A 20,234-nucleotide genomic window follows, 5' to 3' on the forward strand; every position below is an offset into this window, starting at 1 on the left:
ACGGCTAGATTCGCGGCATGCGTGCAATAAATAGGACTGTCACTGCCATGATCACAGCAAGGGCGAGATATCCCTCGTCGAGAAACCCGTGATCAGCGATCACACCGAAGAGGATGGGACCTCCCGAAGCAAGTGTTGATGTCACCGTTTGAATAACGCCGAGGCCAACTCCCTGCATTTCTTCAGGAAGCGAATTTGCGAGATACGATTGTGTAATTGCGCCGGAACCGAGCATCATGCTGACGAGGGCGGTTACTCCAACGATAAGCCAGACGTTTTGAATGAACGGCAGGAGAAGAAACCCTCCCGCTGCCGGTATGAGGATGCTGAGAAGTGAGCGGCGGATCCCGATACGATCGTAAGCCGTCCCCGACAACGGTTTTACAACGACGCCGGTAGCAAAGAAGAAACCAAACACGACGCTCGCGACAGGTGAAGAAAGTTCTTTATTTGTTATAAGATATGTTGGATAAAACGACGTGAACGCTTGCCAGGTGAAGTAATAGAGAAAAAACACTGCTACTACCGTTCCTATCGCAGGTTTTCGCAGTTCCTCAAGTACCATCACCATCTCTCGAATCGAGAGAGTAGATCCAGCTCGATTCGTTTTACTTTGGTTAGAGAAGATGAGGAGACTAATACTAGCCAGTAGCAACAGTGGTATCGCGAATCCTAGACCTAATTGCCAAGCGAATGCCGCAGCGAGGATGACTCCAATCGGGGGTAGCACCGTTTGTCCAATATCCGATGCTGCCAACGTTATGCCGCTGGCACTCCCCAGTCTCTCAGGGTAGAGCTCTGAAAGGTACGTAATCCTAGCGACGGGGAACAGCGACGAACCCAGCCCCCATACTACGGTCGCGAGAAACAAAGCTATCGCCGTGGGTGCAACAGTAAAGAGCCCTATTGCCGCGGCGGTAACGAGCAGACTCGCCACCATGAGTGTGCTTTCGTTATATCTGTCCGTCAGCATCCCTCCGGGGAGCTGACCGACCGAATAAAACACGAACAGAACGGTCATCAATAATCCAGAAACCGACAGGCTCAGTCCGTAACCGGTCTGCAGATGAGGGATAATGACCGGCATGATCATCCGTACGCCAATGATCAATCCCCACCCGATTGCGATTGTCGTAAGTATCGGCCCTTTTCCCTCGCCCCACAAACTCTTCGCTTCCTGCCGAATAACCGTGCGAGCCTTCACAATTAATCGTATAGGGTGACATCCCCTCAATACTCAAATCAACTGGTTGTCTCGCTGTATTCCCAGTAGCTCACATTCGAAATACTAACCTGTTAGGAAATTGTAAATAGCCTGAGCTATATTCATAACATCTCTGGTATTATCTCGAGACAGAACTATATTTCAGTACCATTTATTCGTATTCGGTAAATTAACTTTGACTATAACTAGACAGACCGAACAGAATCTCGTTTCGCACACTCTATTCAGCACGCCCGTCGAACTCTGTCATAGATGGGAGGAAGAGAGTTTTTCCCGCTCGATTAACAGAGACAATTGCGTCTAATCACGTAGACTCCCCAAAAGATATTTATTTTCTAAATTTATGGATATGTTATGAATAGAAGGGAGTACTTGGCTATAAGCGGTACCACTTTGATCAGTGGGTGTACTGCATCTCAGGGTCCTCAAGACAATCAATCCACTTCTGAAACAGATTCCGGAAAGCCCGACAGTGAGGTGATTATCTCTAGTGTGAAAATCTGGAACAAATTAGACGAGCAGATAAATTTTGATTTGCGTATATTTATTGGGGGAGAACAAAGTTTGACTACTAACTATGATATAGGCCCGGGAGAACAACTCAAGGTTGATAATTTCCCTCATAAGGGAGAATCTTTTGTCATCTACGGTTCATATAACAACGACAAATATCTTCTCAAAGGATATGATAATAGTCTAAGCGGGAAAAAGTACGACTCTTATTTCTTGATCAAGGAAAATGGTGATTTGGTTGCAGACGGTACAAACTGGGACATCGCATGACGGAATACTGCAAAGCACAGAAGACGGGTAATAGTCGCGTCTATTTGAAACATGAACGTTCATCAGTAGTTCGATTATGAAACAGTTGTAAAGCAGCGCTGAGAACAGTCAGTAATCGTCTTCTGGCGGCAAGACATAGCACTGGCCAAGACAGGAAAAGTATTCGTGAAAGCCTAACATCTAACCGAAAATACGCTAACTGTCCGGTGCTGGCCGATACGCGCTTTGAATCCAGCACGGGCCCGATAAACTATCACCGATTGAGGATTCAACCGAATCACGTGATTAGCTGTACCGCTCTTCGTTCCACGGGTTCGCCGTGTTCGAGTAGCCGCGCTTCTCCCAGTAGCCGCGTTCGGGTTCGGTGAGAAACTCGACACCTTCGACCCACTTCGCGCCCTTGTAAGCGTACTTGTGCGGGGTGACGACGCGGAGGGGTCCGCCGTGGTCCGCCGGGAGCGGTTCGCCGTCGTACTCGTAGACGAACAGCACCTCGTCGCGCATGCACTCCTCTAAGGAGAGATTCGTCGTGTAGCCGTCGAGCGCGTGGAACATCACGTGGACTGCGTCGTCGTGCACGCCGGCAATCTCCGCGAGCGTCGGGAACGTCACGCCCGTGAACTCGCAGTCGAACTTGCTCCACCCGGTGACGCAGTGGAAATCTTGCACTTGAGTCTCCGAGGGCAGGTCTTTGAACTCCTCGTAGGAGAACTGCAACTGCTCGTCCACCGCCCCCCACACGTCGAACTGCCACGACGCCGGGTCCCACGACGGCGTGCCGCTCTTCGAGAGCACCGGAAAGCGCTCGGTCTTGCGCTGGCCGGGCGGGAGTCGCTCCCCGCCGAATTCCTCGTAGAGACCGGTGAGGTTTCTGGACATATCTCGTGGTTGGTCGCCACTCACCTATGGTTATCGCCTTCTTCCGAGAATTTACACTATGGAATCGAAACGTACGCGAAAACCGAACTGATGTTCGCAACTTCCCAACTATTTTCGTGGGATACCGTGACGCGGTTGGTCGCCGGTGGGTACGACGCCGTCAATTTTAAATACGGCGTATTCAAACCCACGTTCGATAGATGCCGCAAGTAAAGATGAACATCCCCGAGCACATCGAGATGCAGATCGCTCAACTCGTCGAACAGGGCGAGTTCGTCAACCGCGAGGAAGCGGTCGAAGAGTTGCTCTCGACGGGTATGAAAGCCTACAAGACGAGCGGACCGATGGACAACGACGAACCGGGCTTCGAAGACGACGGCATGATGGGCCACGAAGACGAGTACGTCTTCTGAGCCCATCGTGTCGGTATGGCAGAACGCCGCAACAACCCTTAACACGAAAACAGACCTACGGCCCCTCATGCACAAGGACGACCTGCTCGAACTACACGAACAGATGGTGATTATCATGGAGTACTTTCGCTCCCAGGAGGACGTCGACTCGTCGTTGTTCGACCCCTACGATGAACTGAGTGTCGAACCCTCGCACGTCCACAAGTCCAAGAGCGAACACAAACACGCCGTCTTCGTCCTTGGCAACGCGCTAGCGAGCGCGATGAGCGAGGACGAGTTCTCCAACGCGGGCCGCGTCGGCAAGCGGATGGAAGAACTGGCCAACGACGCCGAATCGAAGATATAATCTCTTTTCGTCACGCCGTCGTTCCGCCGCGCGAACGAGTATCGACCTCCCCCGTGAGCGTCCGCCGTAGACCGGACGCTCATCGCCGGGAAGTGATTCACGCGCTGGAGCTCGGCGTCGACACCGACTGGGGTACGTCGGTCAGGCGGAGACGACTGAGATAACCGGGACGGGGACGGAGTGGGTCGTCGCTCCGCGGGCGGAACTGCGGTTCGCTCTGAGTCGAAGCGGACGAGATAGCGCTGCGAGCATCGGGTTTGATACTCCGCCCCACCTTGGAGTCGGTATGTTCGCGGTTCCGTCGTGGTTGCCTCTCTCTCAACTCGCGCTCGTCTCCGTCGCCGTCGTCTGTCTGTACGTCGCGTGGGGGCTGGACGACCGACGGGAGCGGCGAGTCGCCGCGCTTCGGTCGCGCCTGCTCTACGGCGTGCCGTGGGGGACGCTCGTCTCGGTGCTGTTCGTACTCTCCGTCTACCTCGTCGTTCAGGGCGGGTACCAGTACTGGTATCGCCCCGTCGTCGTCCCCTTCCGGGCGTGGTCGTATCTCTACCCGACCGGCATGCTCACCGCCGCGTTCTCGCACTCGGGGGCGGGCCACCTCGTCGGCAACCTGTTCGGGACGCTCACCCTCGCGCCGCTGGTCGAGTACGCGTGGGGCCACTATCCGCGGGAACGAACGACGGCCGAGCTCGGTTCGTCGGGGTGGCGCGCCGACCCGCGAGTCCGCGCCTTTCTGCTGTTTCCCGTCGCCGTCCTCGTCGTCGGCGTGTTCACCGCCCTGTTCTCGGTCGGTCCCATCATCGGCTTCTCGGGCGTCGTCTTCGCGTTCGCCGGGTTCGCGCTCGTCTACTACCCGCTCACTGCCGTTCTGGCGCTGTCGGCCAGCCGCGTCGTCGACCTCCTGTACGACTCGTTGTTCGACCCGACGACCGTCGCGTCCTCGCGCGAGACCATCGTCTCTCCGTGGTGGGCGCAGATAGCGATTCAAGGACACGCCATCGGGCTTCTCGTCGGCGTGTTTCTCGCGCTGTGGCTGGTCGACCGTCGCGGCGACGAGTCCCCCTCGGCGTTGCGACTCTGGACGGGCGTCCTCCTCTTTTCGGTCTCGCAGTCGCTGTGGGCGGTGTACTGGTACCGCGGCGGCGACAGCTACGTACTCTTTCGGGCGACCGGTCTCGCTCTCGTCTTCCTTCTGGCGACGCTCGTCACCGTCGCCGCCAGCGCGAGCGACCGCCCGCTTCTCGACCGGTTCGGCGCGTCGGTGCGCGAGCGGGCCGACGACATCGTCGGCGACGGGTCGGGGCGTCGGATTCGAGACGGGACCGCCGGCGATGGCGGGGGCGGTGGTCGAAACGGGCTCCGAACGGTAACCGGACGACAGGCGGCCGTCGCCCTGTTGCTGGTCGGCGCGGCGGCGATAACCGGTCCGGCGATCGCGGTCAACCTGGTCACGACGGCGGGCGACGAGTCACTCGGCGAGTCGGTGCAGGTTCGTGGGTACGAGGTGACGTACGCGGAGAACGTGACCAACGGGATGGTGTCGGTGCTCGAACTCGAAGGGTTCGGCGAGTCGACGAGCGTTACCACCTCCGGCGTCGTCGTGCGCAACCCCGGCCGGAACATCTGGACGAGAGAGGTGTCGAAAGCGCAGCTCGCGTTCAGGGGGCGGTCGGCGGTCCGCGTCGGCGGCGTCGGGTGGCGCGAGACGGTCGTCGCCAACCGAACCGGGTGGACGCTCGCCGGTAGCAACGCGAGCTATCGGGTGACGCTCGCCGCCGACGGCAACGAGACGGTCGCGTACACCTCACCGCCGGCGACTGCCGAACCGGTCGTCGCCGGACAGAACGTCTCCATCGCGGCCGAAAACGAGAGCTTCCGTCTCGTCGTGGGCACGGAGAACGACACCGTCTCCGCGCCCGTCCCTCGGGTGAACGAGTCGGTGACGCTCAGAGAGATTCAGTTCACGAACCGCGAAGGGAACCTGTACGCCGAGACGAACGGGACGCGGGTGCGAGTCGCGTCGAGAGAACGGTATCGGTAACCGAACTCTACAGAAGTCAAGGCAGAGTGCCTCGGGGTCGAGTGGTTCGAGACGCGAAGCGTCTCGCCATCACGGAAATTTCCGATTTTCGTACGACGCCGAGGCACTTCACGACCACCGAATCCGGAACACCTCTGTGTCGAGGTCTCTCGTCGCCTCGTCGTGGAAGTCGAACTGTCGCTCCAGCGTCAGCGTCGCGCCGAAGGCGTGGGTGACCTCGCCGCCCTCGTCGGCGGCGAACGACTCGACGAACTCCCGACTCCCCTGGTTGTGAATCGAGTACGAGACGTCGGCGAGTTCGGCCGCGGTGGAGAGAAACGCCCGGTCGGCCCCGCGGTTCCCGTTCTGGGCCCCGAACGGCGGGTTCATCAGCACCGTCGTCTTCGAGTCGCCGCCGGAGCCGCACAGCGGGGCGCGCGTCGCGTCGGCGCGAACCCAGTGAATCGGCGTCGTGGTTCCGACGCGGCGTTCGTTGTCGCGGGCGGTGGCGAGCGCTTCGGCGTCGACTTCGACGCCGACGACGCGGGCGGGGCCGCGAAGCGCCGCGCCGAGCGCCAACATCCCCGTGCCGGTGCCGAGGTCCACGACCGTCCGGCCGTCGATGTCGCCCTGCAAATCCGCCAGATGGACGACGTGGGCGGCGATATCCGGCGGCGTCGGATACTGTTCGAGGCGGACCTGCGGGTTCTCGAACCCGACGACGACGGCCAGTTGCGTCTCCAGCGCGCGCCTGTCTCCCATCAGGCGAGAGTAGCGTCTCCCGAGAGCGTAAGCGTGACACCCTCGTGCTCGGCGCGTTCGCGGAGCGCCGCGAGTGCGGGTTCGACTTTCTCGGCCGTACACACCTCGTCGACGACGACGTCGAGACGACCTGCGCCGAGGAACGCCGCCGCGCGGAGGTGGTCTCGGAGACGGTCGGCTTCCTGTTGGGTCGCAAGCGAGCAGTCCTCGTCGAACCGCGCCTCGACGACGAGCGTCGCCGGCTGGTAGCTTTTCTCGCCGAGTTCCGCTTTCAGGTCGCGGAGGTACGACGGCGCGGTCGAGTCGAGCGCCGTCGCGTCGAGACGGACTGGAGTGACGTCCGCCGGCCGACATCCGTCGAGCGCCTGTTGAAGGTTGTGGGAGCGAGTGGTACTCATGCTACTACGCCATACCTTTTGGTTATACAAAAATCTTTGTGAATGCACAGTGCTCATACTCCCGTCCGTCAAGCGTCGCCGAGGTCGAGACGAGCGGTCGGGTCGAACGGGCGTCACGAACACTAATGCCCGATGCTGACATAACGAACCACGGGGGTCACACGCTCCAACCCCCACTCCCCTCGAAACCGGTGTCTACCGACCACGTAGCTCGCGTCGTGTCGGGGACGCCGGAACTCCCTGTCGTATGGTTCGGAACTGGAATGTTAAATTCGGTAACACAACTACGGACGAGCAACAAATTTATCCGCAAATATACATAATTTGCCAAACATGGCAGCAGGCGTCTCCTTGTGACAAATTGTCAGTCAGAGTTCTGTTACAAAGGTTTAAACCTTCCGTTGCCCACAAGCTTTTTATGGAACGTCCGAGTCGGCAGCGTCAGCGAGAGCAGGAAGCGGAACAGACGTCGGACGAGACCCTGCAGTGTCCGGAATGTAGTTCTACTGATGTTATCACGGATGCGGACCAGGGTGAACTCGTCTGCGACGACTGTGGCCTCGTCATCGACGAGCGCTCTATCGACCGGGGACCGGAGTGGCGGGCGTTCAACCACTCCGAGCGTCAGTCGAAATCCCGCGTCGGCGCGCCTATCACCGAGACGATGCACGACCGCGGACTGACGACGACAATCGACTGGAAGGACAAAGACGCCTACGGACGCTCGCTCTCGTCCGAAAAGCGCAGCCAGATGCACCGCCTGCGCAAGTGGCAGGAGCGCATCCGAACCAAGGACGCCGGCGAGCGTAACCTGCAGTTCGCGCTCAGTGAAATCGACCGGATGGCCTCCGCGCTGGGCGTCCCGCGCTCGGTCCGCGAAGTCGCGTCGGTCATCTATCGTCGCGCGCTCAACGAGGACCTCATCCGCGGGCGCTCCATCGAGGGTGTCGCCACGAGCGCCCTCTACGCCGCCTGCCGACAGGAAGGCATCCCGCGAAGCCTCGACGAAGTCGCCGAAGTCTCCCGCGTCCCGCAGAAGGAAATCGGACGGACGTACCGCTACATCTCTCAGGAACTCGGTCTCGAACTGAAACCCGTCGACCCCAAGCAGTTCGTTCCGCGCTTCGCCTCTGCGCTCGACCTCTCCGAGGAGGTACAGGCGAAGGCGACCGAAATCATCGACGTCTCCGCCGAGCAGGGCCTGCTCTCGGGCAAGTCGCCGACCGGATTCGCCGCCGCCGCCATCTACGCGGCGTCGCTTCTGTGCAACGAGAAGAAGACCCAGCGCGAGGTCGCCGACGTCGCGCAGGTGACCGAAGTCACCATCCGTAATCGGTATCAGGAACAGATCGAAGCGATGGGCTTCCGCTGACCTGTTCACCGACCTGAAAGGACTTACCACCCCTTCTCGACGGCGGTAGTTTGAACCGCCGCCCAATCCTCCACGCGCCCGGTAGCGGTGCGACCGTCGGCCTCGCCGGGTGTGCGCGCATCCGGACGGTCCGCGCTATCTGCGAGTGACTACTGCCTGACGAAGACGAACACTTCACGATTCCACAGGCCGAGTTCGTAGCGCGTCGACTCGTACCCCTCCAGTCGTCGGGCGACCTGACTTCGCGTCTCGCTGTCCGTGACGACGACCGCCGGTTCGCCGGCGGCCATCACCAACTCGTTCGGCGCCTCGACGCTCGTCTGTCGCGCGTCGATGCGCTCGAAGTACCACGGCAGCGGCAGTCGGTTCCCCCACGCGTCCGACACCGGCGGTCGGCGGTCGCTGTCGGCGTTCAGCGTGTAGAACGCCTCGCCGACGTAGACGACGTCGGGGCCGTCCGTGCGCTCCATCGCCGCCGAGGCGTTCTCGAGCATCGGCTCCAGCGGTTGCGAAGGCTGGGCGTACTGCGCGAGGTCGTCGTCGGGACCCGGTTGGCCGTAGACGTTCGTGGCGACGACGCCGCCGACGTGCGCCAGAAGGACGAGCGAGACGAGCGCGACGGCACCGACGCGCGCCGCCCGGTCGCGTTCGAGTCCGGTTCGCCCCAGTCGGGCGAGCGCCGCCACGCCGAGCGCCGCCGGGAGCGTCAGCGCGACGACGGTGTGGACGGCGAGCCACGGCGCGAACTGCTCGGCGAGCATCGGGACCAAAAGCAGCGAGACGCCGGCCCAGAAGCCGAAGAAATGCAGCAGCGGTCGTCGGCCGCCGGTCAGGTAGCGTTCGTAGAAGAACGCGCCGACGGCGAGGCCGAGCACCGGCAGCGACGCCACGACGAGCAGTTCGGCGTAGTCGGCGACGTACGGGAGCAGTTCGTGGCCGCCCGTCCGACGGTAGTCGACGCGGACCGCCCAGAACTTCCGGAACGAGCCGAGAAACGCCGATTCGGCGGTTGTGGGGAGCGTCCTCAGGTTCCAGAGACCGACGTCGTCGGCGTCGCCGGCACGTGGCGCGTAGAAGACGAAAAGCACCGCGAGCAGGAGAAACAGCGACCGCGCCAGCGGCGTCGCCCACGAGACGAGCGCCCTCCAGACGCGTTCGGCGGCCGCGACGGGGTTCGCGTCGCCGCGGACGCGGAGGTGGTCGAACGCCAGAAACGCCGCCAGCGTCCAGCAGATGAGCGTCACGAGCGCGAAGCCCGAGGTCGAAAGCAGCAGGCCCACCGCGGCGACGCCGGCGTACAGCGACCGACGGCTCCCGGCGTCGACTGCGCGGAGGAAACACCCGACCGCGAGCAGCGAGAAGGCCGCCAGAAGCAGCTCACCGCGAGCGAACCGCGAGTAGTAGAGCAACACCGGTTCGACGGCGAGGACGAGCGCGAACGCGACGGTCTCGTCGTCGCGGAGTCGGCTCCGGTAGAGGAGCGCGACCAGCGGGAGCAACCCGCCCGCGAGGGCGACGACGAGGCGGCCGGTGAAGTCGTTCGCGCCGAGTAGCGCGAACACGTGGCGATTGACGAGCGGGAGGAACGTCCCGCCGGCGACGGGCCGGTACTCGAACGCACCGGAGTCGAGATACCGGAGGGTCCAGTAGCCGACGCGCGCTTCGTCCCAGTGAAACGCCCTCGCGCCGAGTCCGACGAGACGGGCGACGAGACCGACGACCGCGAGCGCGACGACGGCGAGCGTCGTGCGGTCGAACCGGGAGCGGGCGGCGTCCCCGCGAGGTGTCATGTCCCTTCCTGCCGCACCCTGAGGTAGAAGCCTTTCGGGTTCCGTCGCCCGGTGTCGGCGGTACCGATCCGCGACGACTCGGTTCGCAACCGTCAACAGGCGCACCGACGTACCGCGTCGTATGTCGATACTCGATTCGCTGCCGAGTCGTCCGCTCTCGGACGCCGAACTCGCCGCGTTGAACCGCGCCGATGCCGTGGGGTTGGCCATCGCCGTCGACGACGACGGGCCGACGGAGGCGCTCCTGCTGGCGACGGAATCATGGGTGAAGGCGCTCGTGTTCGACGGCGACGGGTGGCGAACCGCCGACACGGCGTCGCTCGACGAGCGGGAGCGCTACGAAGCGCTAAAGCAGTGCGAGGAGAGCGTCCGGTCGCTTCGCGGCTGACCGTCGTCAGGAATCAAGAGCGACGTCGCAACCGACGTGGCCGGGTCACTGCTCTCGGCGTGACTCTCACGACGTTTCGGGCGAGAGTTCTAATCAATCGTTCGCGTACGCTCTCGTATGTACGACCGAATCCTCCTGCCGACGGACGGAAGCGAGGCGGCGGAGGCGGCCGTTCCCGACGCGTTCGAACTCGCCGAGACGTACGACGCGGAGATACACGTTCTCTACGTCGTCGATACGCGGACGCTCGCCACCGTCGACTTGGGTGCCGAGACGGTGCTCTCGACGCTCGAAGAGGAGGGCGACGCCGCCGTCGGGCGGATTCGCGCTCGCGCCGTCGACGCCGGCATCGATGTCGTCACCGCCGTCGAGGCGGGGTCGCCGGCGGACATCATCGTCGACTACAGCGCAGACCACGACGTCGACCTGGTCGTCATGGCGACGCACGGCCGCCGCGGACTCGACCGGTATCTGCTCGGCAGCGTCGCCGAGCGAGTCGTCCGAAGCGCCGACGTGCCGGTGCTCACAGTGAGGCGCGCCACACACGTCGAATAACGTCGGCATACGCGGAGTAAGTCGTCGATACCGCCGGCGTTCGGGGGACGGTGCGTCCGCTCGACGTCGGTGGAAGGAACCCGGTCCGGTGTGGACCGGTTCCGAAATCAGAGGCATGGTCGCCGCGCAGGCGACGGCCGTAGACTCCGTCGCGGTCGGTGGAACGTCCGGACACGGGAGCGTCCGGCCACCTCGGCAACCGATATCGAACACACGCGTTCTCCCTATAACTGTTTCCCAGATGGGATGACAAACCGTCGGACCCGACGGCCACGCGATTCGGAAAACGGCGGTCGGATTCCCCGTCGTAGACACTTTGTCATCTCGAACGTTCCGTCGAGCCGAACGGACACGAGGTGCCTACGGGCGTACAATCTCGGCGTAATCGGCGGTGAAATCGATTACGACGGCCATGATACTGTCGAATCGACGGGAAATACCGGCTTGCCCGTCATTTGGCTGCACGTTACTTTGGGGGTGTAGCCCCTCGGTTAGGTTGCATCCCGACATAGACGTCGCCGTACGGTTGCACAGTCCCCCTGGTGTGGCGACGGCGGCGTCCGAGAGCTTGCATGGTTCGCGTCCGGATGCGTTTCCCGGTTCAGTGCACTCCCCCTGAATCGGACTTTTCATGGCTGGAGTCGCGGCCACCACCGGGTCTCCACGCGGTCGATCGCCTCCGCCGAAACCTATACGATAGACAGACTATCCATTGTGAGATACATTTAGAAACTTTTATCATAACTGTGTTTGATAACCAGTTGTTGCTACAGAAGCCCCGGACAGCAATCGTGCAGAGTGGGCATCTGCTGGCACACCTGACACACCACCTTCTCCGAACCCGACCGACGAGCGAACAGCGACGCGACAGTGAGCCGACGCCCGCGTCCGCGATTCGGTAGTAACAAGCAAATCGGCTATACGTCAATCCGAAGAATTCGAGCGTGATTGTCGGACGCGCGGGCGGGTACGCCACAGGCCCGTCGACGCACGAAGCACCGACAATCACACGGCCACTTTCCGATTCGACCGTTACACCGCGACCGGTGGGTCTCTCGCCGCCGCGCTCTCGGGCGTTCCCCGAATTCAGTCGTTTCCGAGACGACAGTATTTACCATAAAGAGTTTTCTCCGGGCTTTTCGTACCGGCGGGTATGCCCGAATACACTGTCGAGTTCGTCGGCACCGGCGAGAGCATCGAAGTCTCCGACACGCAGACCATCCTCAAAGCCTGTATCGACGAAGGAATCGCACAGGAGTACTCCTGCCGCGTCGGCATGTGCCTGGCGTGTTCGGCCGAGATCGTCGAGGGTGAAGTCACGCAACCGGCCGCGCGCGGACTCACCGAGGAGGAAGCCGAGAAGTACGCGCTCACCTGCATGGCTCGCCCCCAGAGCGACCTGAAACTCGACCGGGGCAAGTACCCGCCGAGCATCGAGAGCGACGCACAGGCGACGGGCGACGCCGCCGCGGCCGACGACGACTAACTGCCCTCACTCTCGCGTTCTCCCCTCCCGCCAGTGCCGATGGCGTCAGCACGACGCCGGCAACGCCAACGCCGATATCAGTCCGCCGTCGCCGCGCAGTTGTTCGGACCCAGTTCCAACTCGAACGCCGCCTCGTCGTCGACCGAGCCGCGGCCGAGGTTCGTCTCGACTATCTCCTCGAAGTTGTTCGGCCGCGGCGGCATCCTCGACAGCGCGTAGTCGACGAACTCGCCTTCCTCCATCGAGAGCGCCGCTAATCGGGCTTTGAGTTCGCCGAGCGTCGCGGTGTAGGTATCGTCCTCGGCGGGTTCGGCGCTGTCGCCGTAGTGGCCGGGTGCGACCACCGTCTCGTCGGGCAACGAAAGCACCCGGTCGCTGAGCGTCCGGTGGAGCTGTCGTGCCATCTCCTCGGCTCCCTCGTCGCCGCGTTCCAGGTCGGGACGGGCGACGCTCTCGGTGAAAAGCAGGTCGCCGCCGACCAGGAGGTTCCCGACTCGGTAGACGGTCATCTCGGTAGTGTGTCCCGGCGCGTGCATCGCTTCGAGCGTCACGTCGCCGACGCGGAGTTCGTCGCCGTCGCCGACCAGTTCGGCGTCGAACGCGAGTCCGCGGTCGGTCGCTCCCTCGGGGACCACGACAGCCGCGTCGCTCCGCTCGGCCACGTCGCGCACGCCGCTGACGTGGTCGGCGTGGACGTGGGTGTCCATCGCATACCGGAGCTCCGCGCCGCGATTGCGGGCGTCCTCGACGTAGCGGTCGGCGAAGAGCCGAAGCGGGTCGACGACGGCCGCCTCGTCGCCGGAGACGACGAGATACGCGAGACAGCCGCTCGCGGGCCGCTGGTACTGAATCACCGTCGCGCCCCCGGTGTCGGCGTCGAGTTCTTGGGTGTGGTACACCCGCGCCCATCCACGCATTCCCTCTTCGAGGTTCACCGCGTCGACGCCGTGGTCGCGGAGCGCCCCGGCTACCGTCGCGCTCGACTCGCCGCGGCCGCAGATGACGACCACTCGCTCGTCGTCGTCGAAGTCAGCCGCGAGGTCACTGATTTCGTCCTTCGCCTGCGCCTGGACGAACTGCATGTACGGCAGGTGCGTCGTCTCCACGTCGCCGCCGCCGAGCGGCCACTGTTCTGCTTCGTCGCGGTTTCGTACGTCCAACACCCGCACTCGCTCGCCGGCGCGGAGCGTCTCGGCCAGCGCCGCCGGGGAGACCGTGACTCCGTCGGAGGTCATGGTTCGGAGTACGTCCTCGGACGCCAAAAGCCCGCGCCGGGCGGGACCCGCGAACAGCCCGCGGCGGGCGGGCAGAACAACGTTGAACTCGCGGGCACCCGTCACGATAGCTATGGACATCACGGAGTTCCGCGAGACGGTCGAAGCGTCGAAGCGAACCGAACTCGATAGATTGGGGTCGAGTCAACTGCTCGTCGCGCTGACCGACGCGGAGTTGGACGCCGAGTCGGTGCTCGGCGTCGCCGCCAGGAGCGAGGCGGCCGCCTACGGGACGTTCTCGTCGTGGGCCGAGGACGAGGCGGACGGCGCGGCCCGAGAGGCGTTCGAGTCGGTCGCCGAGCAGGAGGCCGACCACTACGAACGCGTCGTCGCCGCGATGGACGACGCAGGCGACGCCGCGGGCGAGAGCGTCGAGGAGGCCGCCGACGCCGACAGCGGCCCGATGCACGGCTACCTCCGCGGGCGCGACGACACCGTCTCGCGCGTCGCCGGCGGGATGGTCGGCCGGTCGCTGCTCTCGCTGCGGACGCACACCCAGATTACCAGTTTCTTCGTCAACGAAGCCGACGAGAAGCGAGCGAACCTCTTTCGGGAGCTGAAAAGCGAGACGCGGGACACCCTCGAACGCGGGCTAGAACTTCTCGCGGACGACTGCGAATCAGACGAGGAGTGGGAGCGCGCGCGGGCGACGGCGGAGTACACGATTCAGTTGGCGTACGACGACTACGCCGACGCGCTGGAGGAACTGGGTTTAAATCCGAAATCGGTGTGTTAGCGCTTCCACGGTCGTCAGCGGTAGCGAGGCGGTTCGAAGGCGTTCGCAGTCTCGCTCTCCGCCGGTTCGTGGTTCAGTGGCCCTTTTCGGTTGTCACGACGTCGCGCTGACGACTGCGGCGTGCGCTCGTCCACCGGAGGTTCCGTCGACGGAGAACGTCGAAGAGACTCCGTATCAACACCGCATCGAGAAACTGTTTGTACCCGACTATCGAGAACGGGGCGTACCACACCAACGAGAGGTCGTCGTCGTCGACTCTCACCGCCAGAATCGACAGCAGTACTTGGAGCACGACGAAGAACATCAACATGCCGAACACATGCAGATAGCTGCCGCTGATCAGAGACCAGACGACGAGCGAGACGATGGCGACGCCGAGAGCCGGCAACACCGACATCGAGAACAGCACGTAGGGGAACGCGATTCGGTGGAGGAGACCGAACTGCCCGTCGAGAAACACGTGGCGGTGCTTCCAGACGGTCTGTACGTTCCCTCGGAACCAGCGGAGTCGCTGGTTGTACAGGTCCGTCCAGGTGTCGGGTGCCTCCGTGTAGACGACGGCATCGCTGTGGTGTATCGGAACTCCCTGTTTGAGCACCGCTATCGTCGCGTCGAAGTCCTCGGTCAGCGTGTCGGCGCTGTAACCGTGTATCCGTTCGAGCGTCTCGCGCCGGAACGCCCCCAGACAACCCGGAACGACCGTCACGATGCCGAGAAGGTCGAACGCTCGCCGAAACGTATTGATTCCGATCACGTATTCGAGCGCCTGGACGTTCGTGACGAACGACTCTCGGTTCGAGATTTTGACGTTACCGGCGACGGCACCGGCGTCGGGGTGGTGCTGGAAGCTGCGGACGAGTTCGCAGAGCGCGTCCTCGGCGACGAGAGAGTCGGCGTCGATAGTGACGATGAGGTCCGCCGACGCGTGGGTGAGACCGTCGTTCAACGCGGAGTGTTTTCCGCCGTTCTCCTTGCGAATCACCGTGACCACGTCGCCGACGCGTCGCTGGGCCTCCTCGAACGTGTCGTCGGTGCTTCCGTCGTCGACGACGAGTATCTCCAGTTTCTCTCGCGGGTAGTCGGCGCGGAGGAGCGCGTCGAGACACGGGCCGATGTAGTTCGCTTCGTTGTACGCCGGGACGAGAACGCTCAGTTGCGGCCACTCGTCGACCGACCGGGACCGACCCTGCTCTGCGAACTTCTGGTAGAGGGCCAACGGAATCACGAACCAGTAGTAGAAGAAGACCGCCAGGAGAGCGACGACGAGGAGCAGGAGTGTCAGCGTGACGGACGCCCAGTAGCGGGCGACGACGACCGTCGTGATGGTCAGCGGCGCTAAGAAGGTGAGCCATATCGGCACAGTTCCGACCCACCCCGGCAGTCGATCGCTGTGGTGGGCGATGAGAAGTGTCGTCGAGTAGTACACCGTCGCCATGCTCCCGACCGCGAGAAGGACGACGAGTAGTTCTTGCGGGAGAAGCACGGCGAGCACGGCGAACAGACACGAGAGAATCCCGAGTATTCCGAGTAACTCCCACCGACCGACGTTTTGGTCAGAAAAGATGAAATTCATTGAAGATTGATGTTCTCTATAAGATATAAATATAGAGGCTCAGAAGGCCGACCGAGGCGGAAGCACGCTCGGAAAACAAACTCGGGACGCAGCGGGAAGCAGACGCGTACGAGAAACCCCGCTTCGCTCGCTTCGAGCGGATTCGAGAGGGCCTACACCGCGCTGCTGGGGTGGTACTCCTCGAACTCGTCGCGGAGCACGTTGCAGATCTCGCCGACAGTCGCGTACGCCTTCACCGCGTCGACGATGAGCGGCAGGAGGTTCGCGTCGCCGTGGGCGGCGTCCCGAATCGCTTCCAACGCGTCTTCGACGGCTTCCGTGTCGCGGTCGTCTCTCAGCTCCTGCAGCGACTCGACCTGCCGGCGCTCGTCTTCCTCCGACACCTCCTCGATGTCGACGTGCGCCTCCTCGTCGACCTTGAACTCGTTGACGCCGACGATGACGCGCTCGCCCTGCTCGATCTCGCGCTGGCGCTCGTAGGCGACCTCCTGAATCTGGCGCTGGACCCACTGCTCTTTCACCGCGTCGAGCATCCCGCCGCGCTCGTCCACCTCGTCGATGATGTCGAAGGCGTCCGACTCGACTTCGTCGGTGAGCGCCTCGACGTAGTAGCTCCCGGCGAGTGGGTCGATGGTGTCGGCCGCCCCCGACTCGTGGGCGAGAATCTGCTGTGTGCGGAGGGCGGTGCGGACGCTCTGTTCGGTCGGGAGCGACAGCGCCTCGTCCTTCCCGTTGGTGTGGAGGCTCTGCGTCCCGCCGAGGACGGCCGCGAGCGCCTGGTACGAGACGCGGACGATGTTGTTCTCGACCTGCTGGGCGGTCAGCGTCGACCCGCCGGTCTGGGTGTGGAACTTCAGTTGTTTGGATTTGGGGTTCTCCGCGCCGAAGCGCTCCTCCATGATTTTCGCCCACATGCGGCGGGCGGCGCGGAACTTGGCGACCTCCTCCAGCACGTTGTTGTGCGCGTTGAAGAAAAACGAGAGCTGGGGCGCGAACTCGTCGACGTCGAGTCCGGCGTCGATGGCCGCTTGGACGTACTCGATGCCGTTACCGAGCGTGAACGCCACTTCTTGGGCCGCCGTCGACCCCGCTTCGCGGATGTGGTAGCCCGAGATGGAGATGGTGTTGAACTTCGGCGTCTCAGAGGCGCAAAAGTCGAAGATGTCGGTGATGAGCCGCATCGACTGCTCCGGCGGGTAGATGTAGAGGTTGCGCGCGACGTACTCCTTCATGATGTCGTTCTGGATCGTTCCGCGAAGCTGGTCGCGGTCGACGCCCTGCTGGTCGCCGACGGCGACGTACATGGCCAAGAGCACCGCCGCGGGCGCGTTGATGGTCATGCTGGTCGAGACTTCGTCCAGCGGAATACCCTCGAACAGCGTCTCCATGTCGCGCAGCGAGTCGATGGCGACGCCCGATTTGCCGACTTCGCCCGCGGCCATGTCGGCGTCGGAGTCGTAGCCCATCTGCGTCGGGAGGTCGAACGCCACCGAGAGACCGGTCTGGCCGTTGTCGATGAGGTACTGATAGCGCTCGTTCGTCTCGGCGGCGGTGCCGAAGCCGGCGTACTGCCGCATCGTCCACAGTCGCCCGCGGTGCATCGTCGGGTAGACGCCGCGGGTGTACGGCTCCTCGCCGGGGAAGCCGACGTCGTCGACGTAGTCGGTGTCGGCGATGTCGTCGGGCGTGTAGAGCCGGCCCACTTCGTTACCCTCGGTGTCGGTCATAAAGGTCTCCTCGCGCTCCCCAAACCGCTCCAGCGTCGGCCCGAGCGTCTCCTCCTCCCACTCCGCCTTCGCGGAGCGAATCCGCTCCAAATCGTCGGGGTCGAACATAGTCGAATATGAAGATAGGTGGTACCTTAAGCGTTCGAGAGACGCCGTCGGTTGCCACCGCGCTGTCACGACCCCCGTCGACGCCCGCTTAGCACGTCGATAATAAAGGCCTCGCCGCCGCTTCGCTCGACCGAGATGGATTCGGAGCACACTCGGAGACGGGTTCTCGAACTCGCCGGCGTCGGCACCGGCCTCGCGCTCGCCGGGTGCGTCGGCGGCGGCACCGACGCGCCTGCGTCGGAGGGCGACGACGCGTCGCCGACGCCCAACCCGGCCGACTCGCCGACGGAAACCGAGACCGAAACCGAGACTCCCGACCCCACCATGAGCACCGTCTTTCACTTCACCGACGACGAATCGCACCAGGAACACGCGCTCGGCAACGTCAGCAACCTCCTCGCGGACGAGACTATCGACCTCGACGACGTCGTCCTCCTCGTCAACGGATCGGGGTTCAAGCTCGTCCTCGAAGCGCAGACCGAACACGCCGAGAAACTGCAGGAACTCCAGGAGCAGGGCGTGTCGATTCGCGCCTGCGAGAACACGATGGAGCGGTTCAGCGCGTCGCAAGACGATCTCGTCGACGGCGTCGAGACGGTCCCCTCCGGCGTCGGTGAACTGACGAAACTGCAGGCCGGCGATGGCTACGCGTACATCAAGACGCCGTAGGAGCCGGAGTATCGGGGATTAACCACACCCTCGTAGCGCCGAGACGCTTCGCGTCCGAAACGACTCTCTTCCTCTCGCCGGCGACAGCGGTCGGTGAGAGGGTCACCTATTTTGTGGGCGCTCACTCCTGCTGTATTACCTCGTGTCTGACGTAAATTGGTACGTCGAGCGTGTACTCGTGCTCGTCGAGGAGGTACGTCGCACTGACCGTCGCGGGCGTCGCCGCGACGAGCGTCTCGAAGTCAGTCTCCGGACTGGTGAGAACATCCCCGTCTCGGTCGAGTAACGTGGTCAGCAAGACGTACGCGGCACGGTCCTCACCATCGACAGCGGACGTGATACCGCCACTGACCTCGTCGGTGTCGAGTTCGGTTTCGACGTGCGATGCGGCGGCGCTTGCGGCCGCCGAGAGACACTGCGTCTCGCCCCATCGCTCGAACGGCGTCGTCTCGAAGACGGGTTCGCGCTCCGGGGGTTCTCCTTCTTCGGCTTCGTGGCTGTTCGAGCGCCACGCAGCGACGTACCGGACCGCGTCCTCCGCAACGACGTACTCGACGTTCTCGTCGTCTTCGACGGCTCTCGCGTCGACAGGTGCGTCGCTCTCCCCGCGGACCGGACCTTGCGACTCCGGCCCATCTTCGCCGCCGCTCGCGGGGTTCGTCTGTGTCGGCGGGTCGGCGTCGCTGGCGATACAACCGCCCAGTAGGAGGGTCGACACCGCAGTTGCGGTCGCGTTCAGGGCGTTTCTGCGCTTCACACGGCATCGACTCGTACTGTGAGTGATAAGTTTTCTGTGAGAACCGCGCTGAATCGTCCGGGGAGTCCGCGCTCTCCGCTCGTCTCCGCCACACTGACGCCGCTCAGTCGCCGTCTTCGGCGAGCGCGACCTCGAACGGCGCGTTCGTCGGCGCGTCACCCGGTGTGAGATACCCCATTCCGAAAGCGGTGTAGACGCCGCGGTCGTCGAGCGTCACCTCGGTCGTGGTCACCGTCTCGCCGCCGTCGGCCCGTTGGACGTCCAGGTGGTGAGTTCCGGCCGGGAGCGTGGCGGTCGCCGTCTGGGCGTAGTCGACGCCGTCGAACAGCGTCTCCTCGCCGTCGTCGCGGACGACTCGCAGCGAGTTGCTGTCGGGCGCGGCGTTGACGAACTGCACACGGGCGCTCCCCTGTTCCGGCAGCGAGAGATCTTCCTCGAAGAGGCGGAATTCGATCGGTCTGTCGGTGTCAGCCCCGACTTCGCCGTGGATAATACCGGTGTAGCTTCCGACCTCGAAGTCGATGGTGTCCTCGAAGAAGACGCGGTTGGGGTTCCCGGTCGCTACGAGACTGAAATCGGTCTGTTCGGCACCGAGGTAGAGGTACTGACTGATCTGGCGGAACGTCTCGTCTTTCAGCGCCGGGTCGCCGAAGATGACGATGTCGATGTTCGGCGCGTTCGGGACGGCGTGGACGACGCGGAGGTTCGCCCCACCGTCGGTCGACTGCGGCCCCTGCGTCGAGACGCCGGTGCCGGGCGGTGTCTCGGTGCCCGGCGCGGGTTCTGCGGTAGACGGCGGCATCTCGTCTTCGAGGAGCGTTCCGCCGCAACCGGCGAGCGCCGAGAGGAGGGCGACGCCGCTGGCGTGCAGGAACCGTCGGCGACATGAGTCGGGCATCGTCCACTCAGTGGTTCTCCGAATATCTCAACGTTTCCCCCAGTATCATGTCGTGAAAGGAGATAGTGTACTTCA

20 protein-coding genes are annotated in these 20,234 nt (G+C 63.1%); 10 read left to right on the plus strand and 10 right to left on the minus strand.

What is annotated here, in order from left to right; all coding sequences use genetic code 11:
• Positions 1 to 4 precede the first annotated feature (4 nt).
• Positions 5 to 1,204 (minus strand): MFS transporter, encoded by a 1,200-nt coding sequence (locus LAQ73_RS00635; RefSeq protein WP_224269330.1) that lies wholly within the window; start codon positions 1,202 to 1,204, stop codon positions 5 to 7.
• Positions 1,205 to 1,579: 375 nt separating this feature from the next.
• On the opposite strand from LAQ73_RS00635, the gene LAQ73_RS00640 reads away from it, so the two are divergent.
• Entirely contained in the window at positions 1,580 to 2,008 is a 429-nt protein-coding gene (locus LAQ73_RS00640; protein WP_224269331.1) for a hypothetical protein, read from the plus strand.
• Between the two features lie 285 nt (positions 2,009 to 2,293).
• On the opposite strand, the gene LAQ73_RS00645 is transcribed toward LAQ73_RS00640, so the two are convergent.
• Positions 2,294 to 2,887 (minus strand): sulfite oxidase-like oxidoreductase, encoded by a 594-nt coding sequence (locus LAQ73_RS00645; protein ID WP_224269332.1) that lies wholly within the window; start codon positions 2,885 to 2,887, stop codon positions 2,294 to 2,296.
• Between the two features lie 200 nt (positions 2,888 to 3,087).
• Between LAQ73_RS00645 and LAQ73_RS00650 the strand changes: the two genes are divergently transcribed.
• The 3 genes from LAQ73_RS00650 (at position 3,088) to LAQ73_RS00660 (ending at position 5,687) form a co-directional block, all read left to right on the plus strand.
• Entirely contained in the window at positions 3,088 to 3,300 is a 213-nt protein-coding gene (locus tag LAQ73_RS00650; RefSeq protein WP_224269333.1) for a DUF7120 family protein, read from the plus strand.
• A 67-nt stretch (positions 3,301 to 3,367) separates the two neighbouring features.
• Positions 3,368 to 3,646 carry a UPF0058 family protein gene (locus tag LAQ73_RS00655; RefSeq protein ID WP_224269334.1) on the plus strand — a complete coding sequence of 93 codons (279 nt, stop codon included), beginning with the start codon at positions 3,368 to 3,370 and terminating at the stop codon, positions 3,644 to 3,646.
• 286 nt (positions 3,647 to 3,932) lie between these two features.
• Entirely contained in the window at positions 3,933 to 5,687 is a 1,755-nt protein-coding gene (locus LAQ73_RS00660; RefSeq protein ID WP_224269335.1) for a rhomboid family intramembrane serine protease, read from the plus strand.
• 108 nt (positions 5,688 to 5,795) lie between these two features.
• On the opposite strand, the gene LAQ73_RS00665 is transcribed toward LAQ73_RS00660, so the two are convergent.
• Positions 5,796 to 6,428 carry an METTL5 family protein gene (locus LAQ73_RS00665; RefSeq protein ID WP_224269336.1) on the minus strand — a complete coding sequence of 211 codons (633 nt, stop codon included), beginning with the start codon at positions 6,426 to 6,428 and terminating at the stop codon, positions 5,796 to 5,798.
• A complete protein-coding gene (locus LAQ73_RS00670; protein ID WP_224269337.1) occupies positions 6,428 to 6,826 on the minus strand; it encodes a DUF7961 family protein in 399 nt (132 codons plus the stop codon). Before LAQ73_RS00670 ends, LAQ73_RS00665 begins: the two co-directional genes overlap by 1 nt.
• Positions 6,827 to 7,244: 418 nt before the next feature.
• On the opposite strand from LAQ73_RS00670, the gene LAQ73_RS00675 reads away from it, so the two are divergent.
• A complete protein-coding gene (locus LAQ73_RS00675) occupies positions 7,245 to 8,198 on the plus strand; it encodes a transcription initiation factor IIB (RefSeq protein ID WP_224269338.1) in 954 nt (317 codons plus the stop codon).
• Positions 8,199 to 8,347: 149 nt separating this feature from the next.
• Here LAQ73_RS00675 and LAQ73_RS00680 read toward each other — a convergent pair whose 3' ends face one another.
• On the minus strand, positions 8,348 to 9,988 hold the full coding sequence (locus LAQ73_RS00680; RefSeq protein WP_224269339.1) for a flippase activity-associated protein Agl23: 1,641 nt from the start codon (positions 9,986 to 9,988) through the stop codon (positions 8,348 to 8,350).
• A gap of 121 nt (positions 9,989 to 10,109) precedes the next feature.
• Between LAQ73_RS00680 and LAQ73_RS00685 the strand changes: the two genes are divergently transcribed.
• From LAQ73_RS00685 to LAQ73_RS00695, 3 genes are all read left to right on the plus strand, one after another.
• Positions 10,110 to 10,376 carry a DUF7964 domain-containing protein gene (locus tag LAQ73_RS00685; protein WP_224269340.1) on the plus strand — a complete coding sequence of 89 codons (267 nt, stop codon included), beginning with the start codon at positions 10,110 to 10,112 and terminating at the stop codon, positions 10,374 to 10,376.
• Positions 10,377 to 10,493: 117 nt separating this feature from the next.
• On the plus strand, positions 10,494 to 10,931 hold the full coding sequence (locus LAQ73_RS00690) for a universal stress protein (RefSeq protein ID WP_224269341.1): 438 nt from the start codon (positions 10,494 to 10,496) through the stop codon (positions 10,929 to 10,931).
• Between the two features lie 1,153 nt (positions 10,932 to 12,084).
• Positions 12,085 to 12,417: a 2Fe-2S iron-sulfur cluster-binding protein gene (locus LAQ73_RS00695; RefSeq protein ID WP_224269342.1), complete on the plus strand. Its 333-nt coding sequence runs from the start codon at positions 12,085 to 12,087 to the stop codon at positions 12,415 to 12,417.
• Positions 12,418 to 12,494: 77 nt separating this feature from the next.
• Here the strand turns inward: LAQ73_RS00695 and LAQ73_RS00700 are convergent, their stop codons facing one another.
• Positions 12,495 to 13,652, minus strand: coding sequence for an MBL fold metallo-hydrolase (locus tag LAQ73_RS00700; protein ID WP_224270784.1), 1,158 nt, complete (start codon positions 13,650 to 13,652; stop codon positions 12,495 to 12,497).
• Positions 13,653 to 13,764: 112 nt separating this feature from the next.
• Here LAQ73_RS00700 and LAQ73_RS00705 point away from each other — a divergent pair, with 112 nt between their 5' ends.
• A complete protein-coding gene (locus LAQ73_RS00705) occupies positions 13,765 to 14,427 on the plus strand; it encodes a rubrerythrin family protein (RefSeq protein ID WP_224269343.1) in 663 nt (220 codons plus the stop codon).
• A gap of 73 nt (positions 14,428 to 14,500) precedes the next feature.
• Here the strand turns inward: LAQ73_RS00705 and LAQ73_RS00710 are convergent, their stop codons facing one another.
• Positions 14,501 to 16,000 carry a glycosyltransferase family 2 protein gene (locus LAQ73_RS00710; RefSeq protein ID WP_224269344.1) on the minus strand — a complete coding sequence of 500 codons (1,500 nt, stop codon included), beginning with the start codon at positions 15,998 to 16,000 and terminating at the stop codon, positions 14,501 to 14,503.
• A gap of 152 nt (positions 16,001 to 16,152) precedes the next feature.
• Positions 16,153 to 17,835 (minus strand): acyl-CoA mutase large subunit family protein, encoded by a 1,683-nt coding sequence (locus LAQ73_RS00715; RefSeq protein WP_224269345.1) that lies wholly within the window; start codon positions 17,833 to 17,835, stop codon positions 16,153 to 16,155.
• 135 nt (positions 17,836 to 17,970) lie between these two features.
• On the opposite strand from LAQ73_RS00715, the gene LAQ73_RS00720 reads away from it, so the two are divergent.
• Positions 17,971 to 18,504, plus strand: a complete 534-nt coding sequence (locus tag LAQ73_RS00720; protein WP_224269346.1) for a DsrE family protein — start codon at positions 17,971 to 17,973, stop codon at positions 18,502 to 18,504.
• 121 nt (positions 18,505 to 18,625) lie between these two features.
• On the opposite strand, the gene LAQ73_RS00725 is transcribed toward LAQ73_RS00720, so the two are convergent.
• A complete protein-coding gene (locus tag LAQ73_RS00725; RefSeq protein ID WP_224269347.1) occupies positions 18,626 to 19,261 on the minus strand; it encodes a hypothetical protein in 636 nt (211 codons plus the stop codon).
• Positions 19,262 to 19,364: 103 nt separating this feature from the next.
• Positions 19,365 to 20,159 carry a DUF4397 domain-containing protein gene (locus tag LAQ73_RS00730; RefSeq protein WP_224269348.1) on the minus strand — a complete coding sequence of 265 codons (795 nt, stop codon included), beginning with the start codon at positions 20,157 to 20,159 and terminating at the stop codon, positions 19,365 to 19,367.
• Positions 20,160 to 20,234: the final 75 nt, after the last annotated feature.

Origin of the sequence: Haloprofundus salinisoli, from assembly GCF_020097815.1 — an archaeon.
Lineage (GTDB): Archaea > Halobacteriota > Halobacteria > Halobacteriales > Haloferacaceae > Haloprofundus > Haloprofundus salinisoli.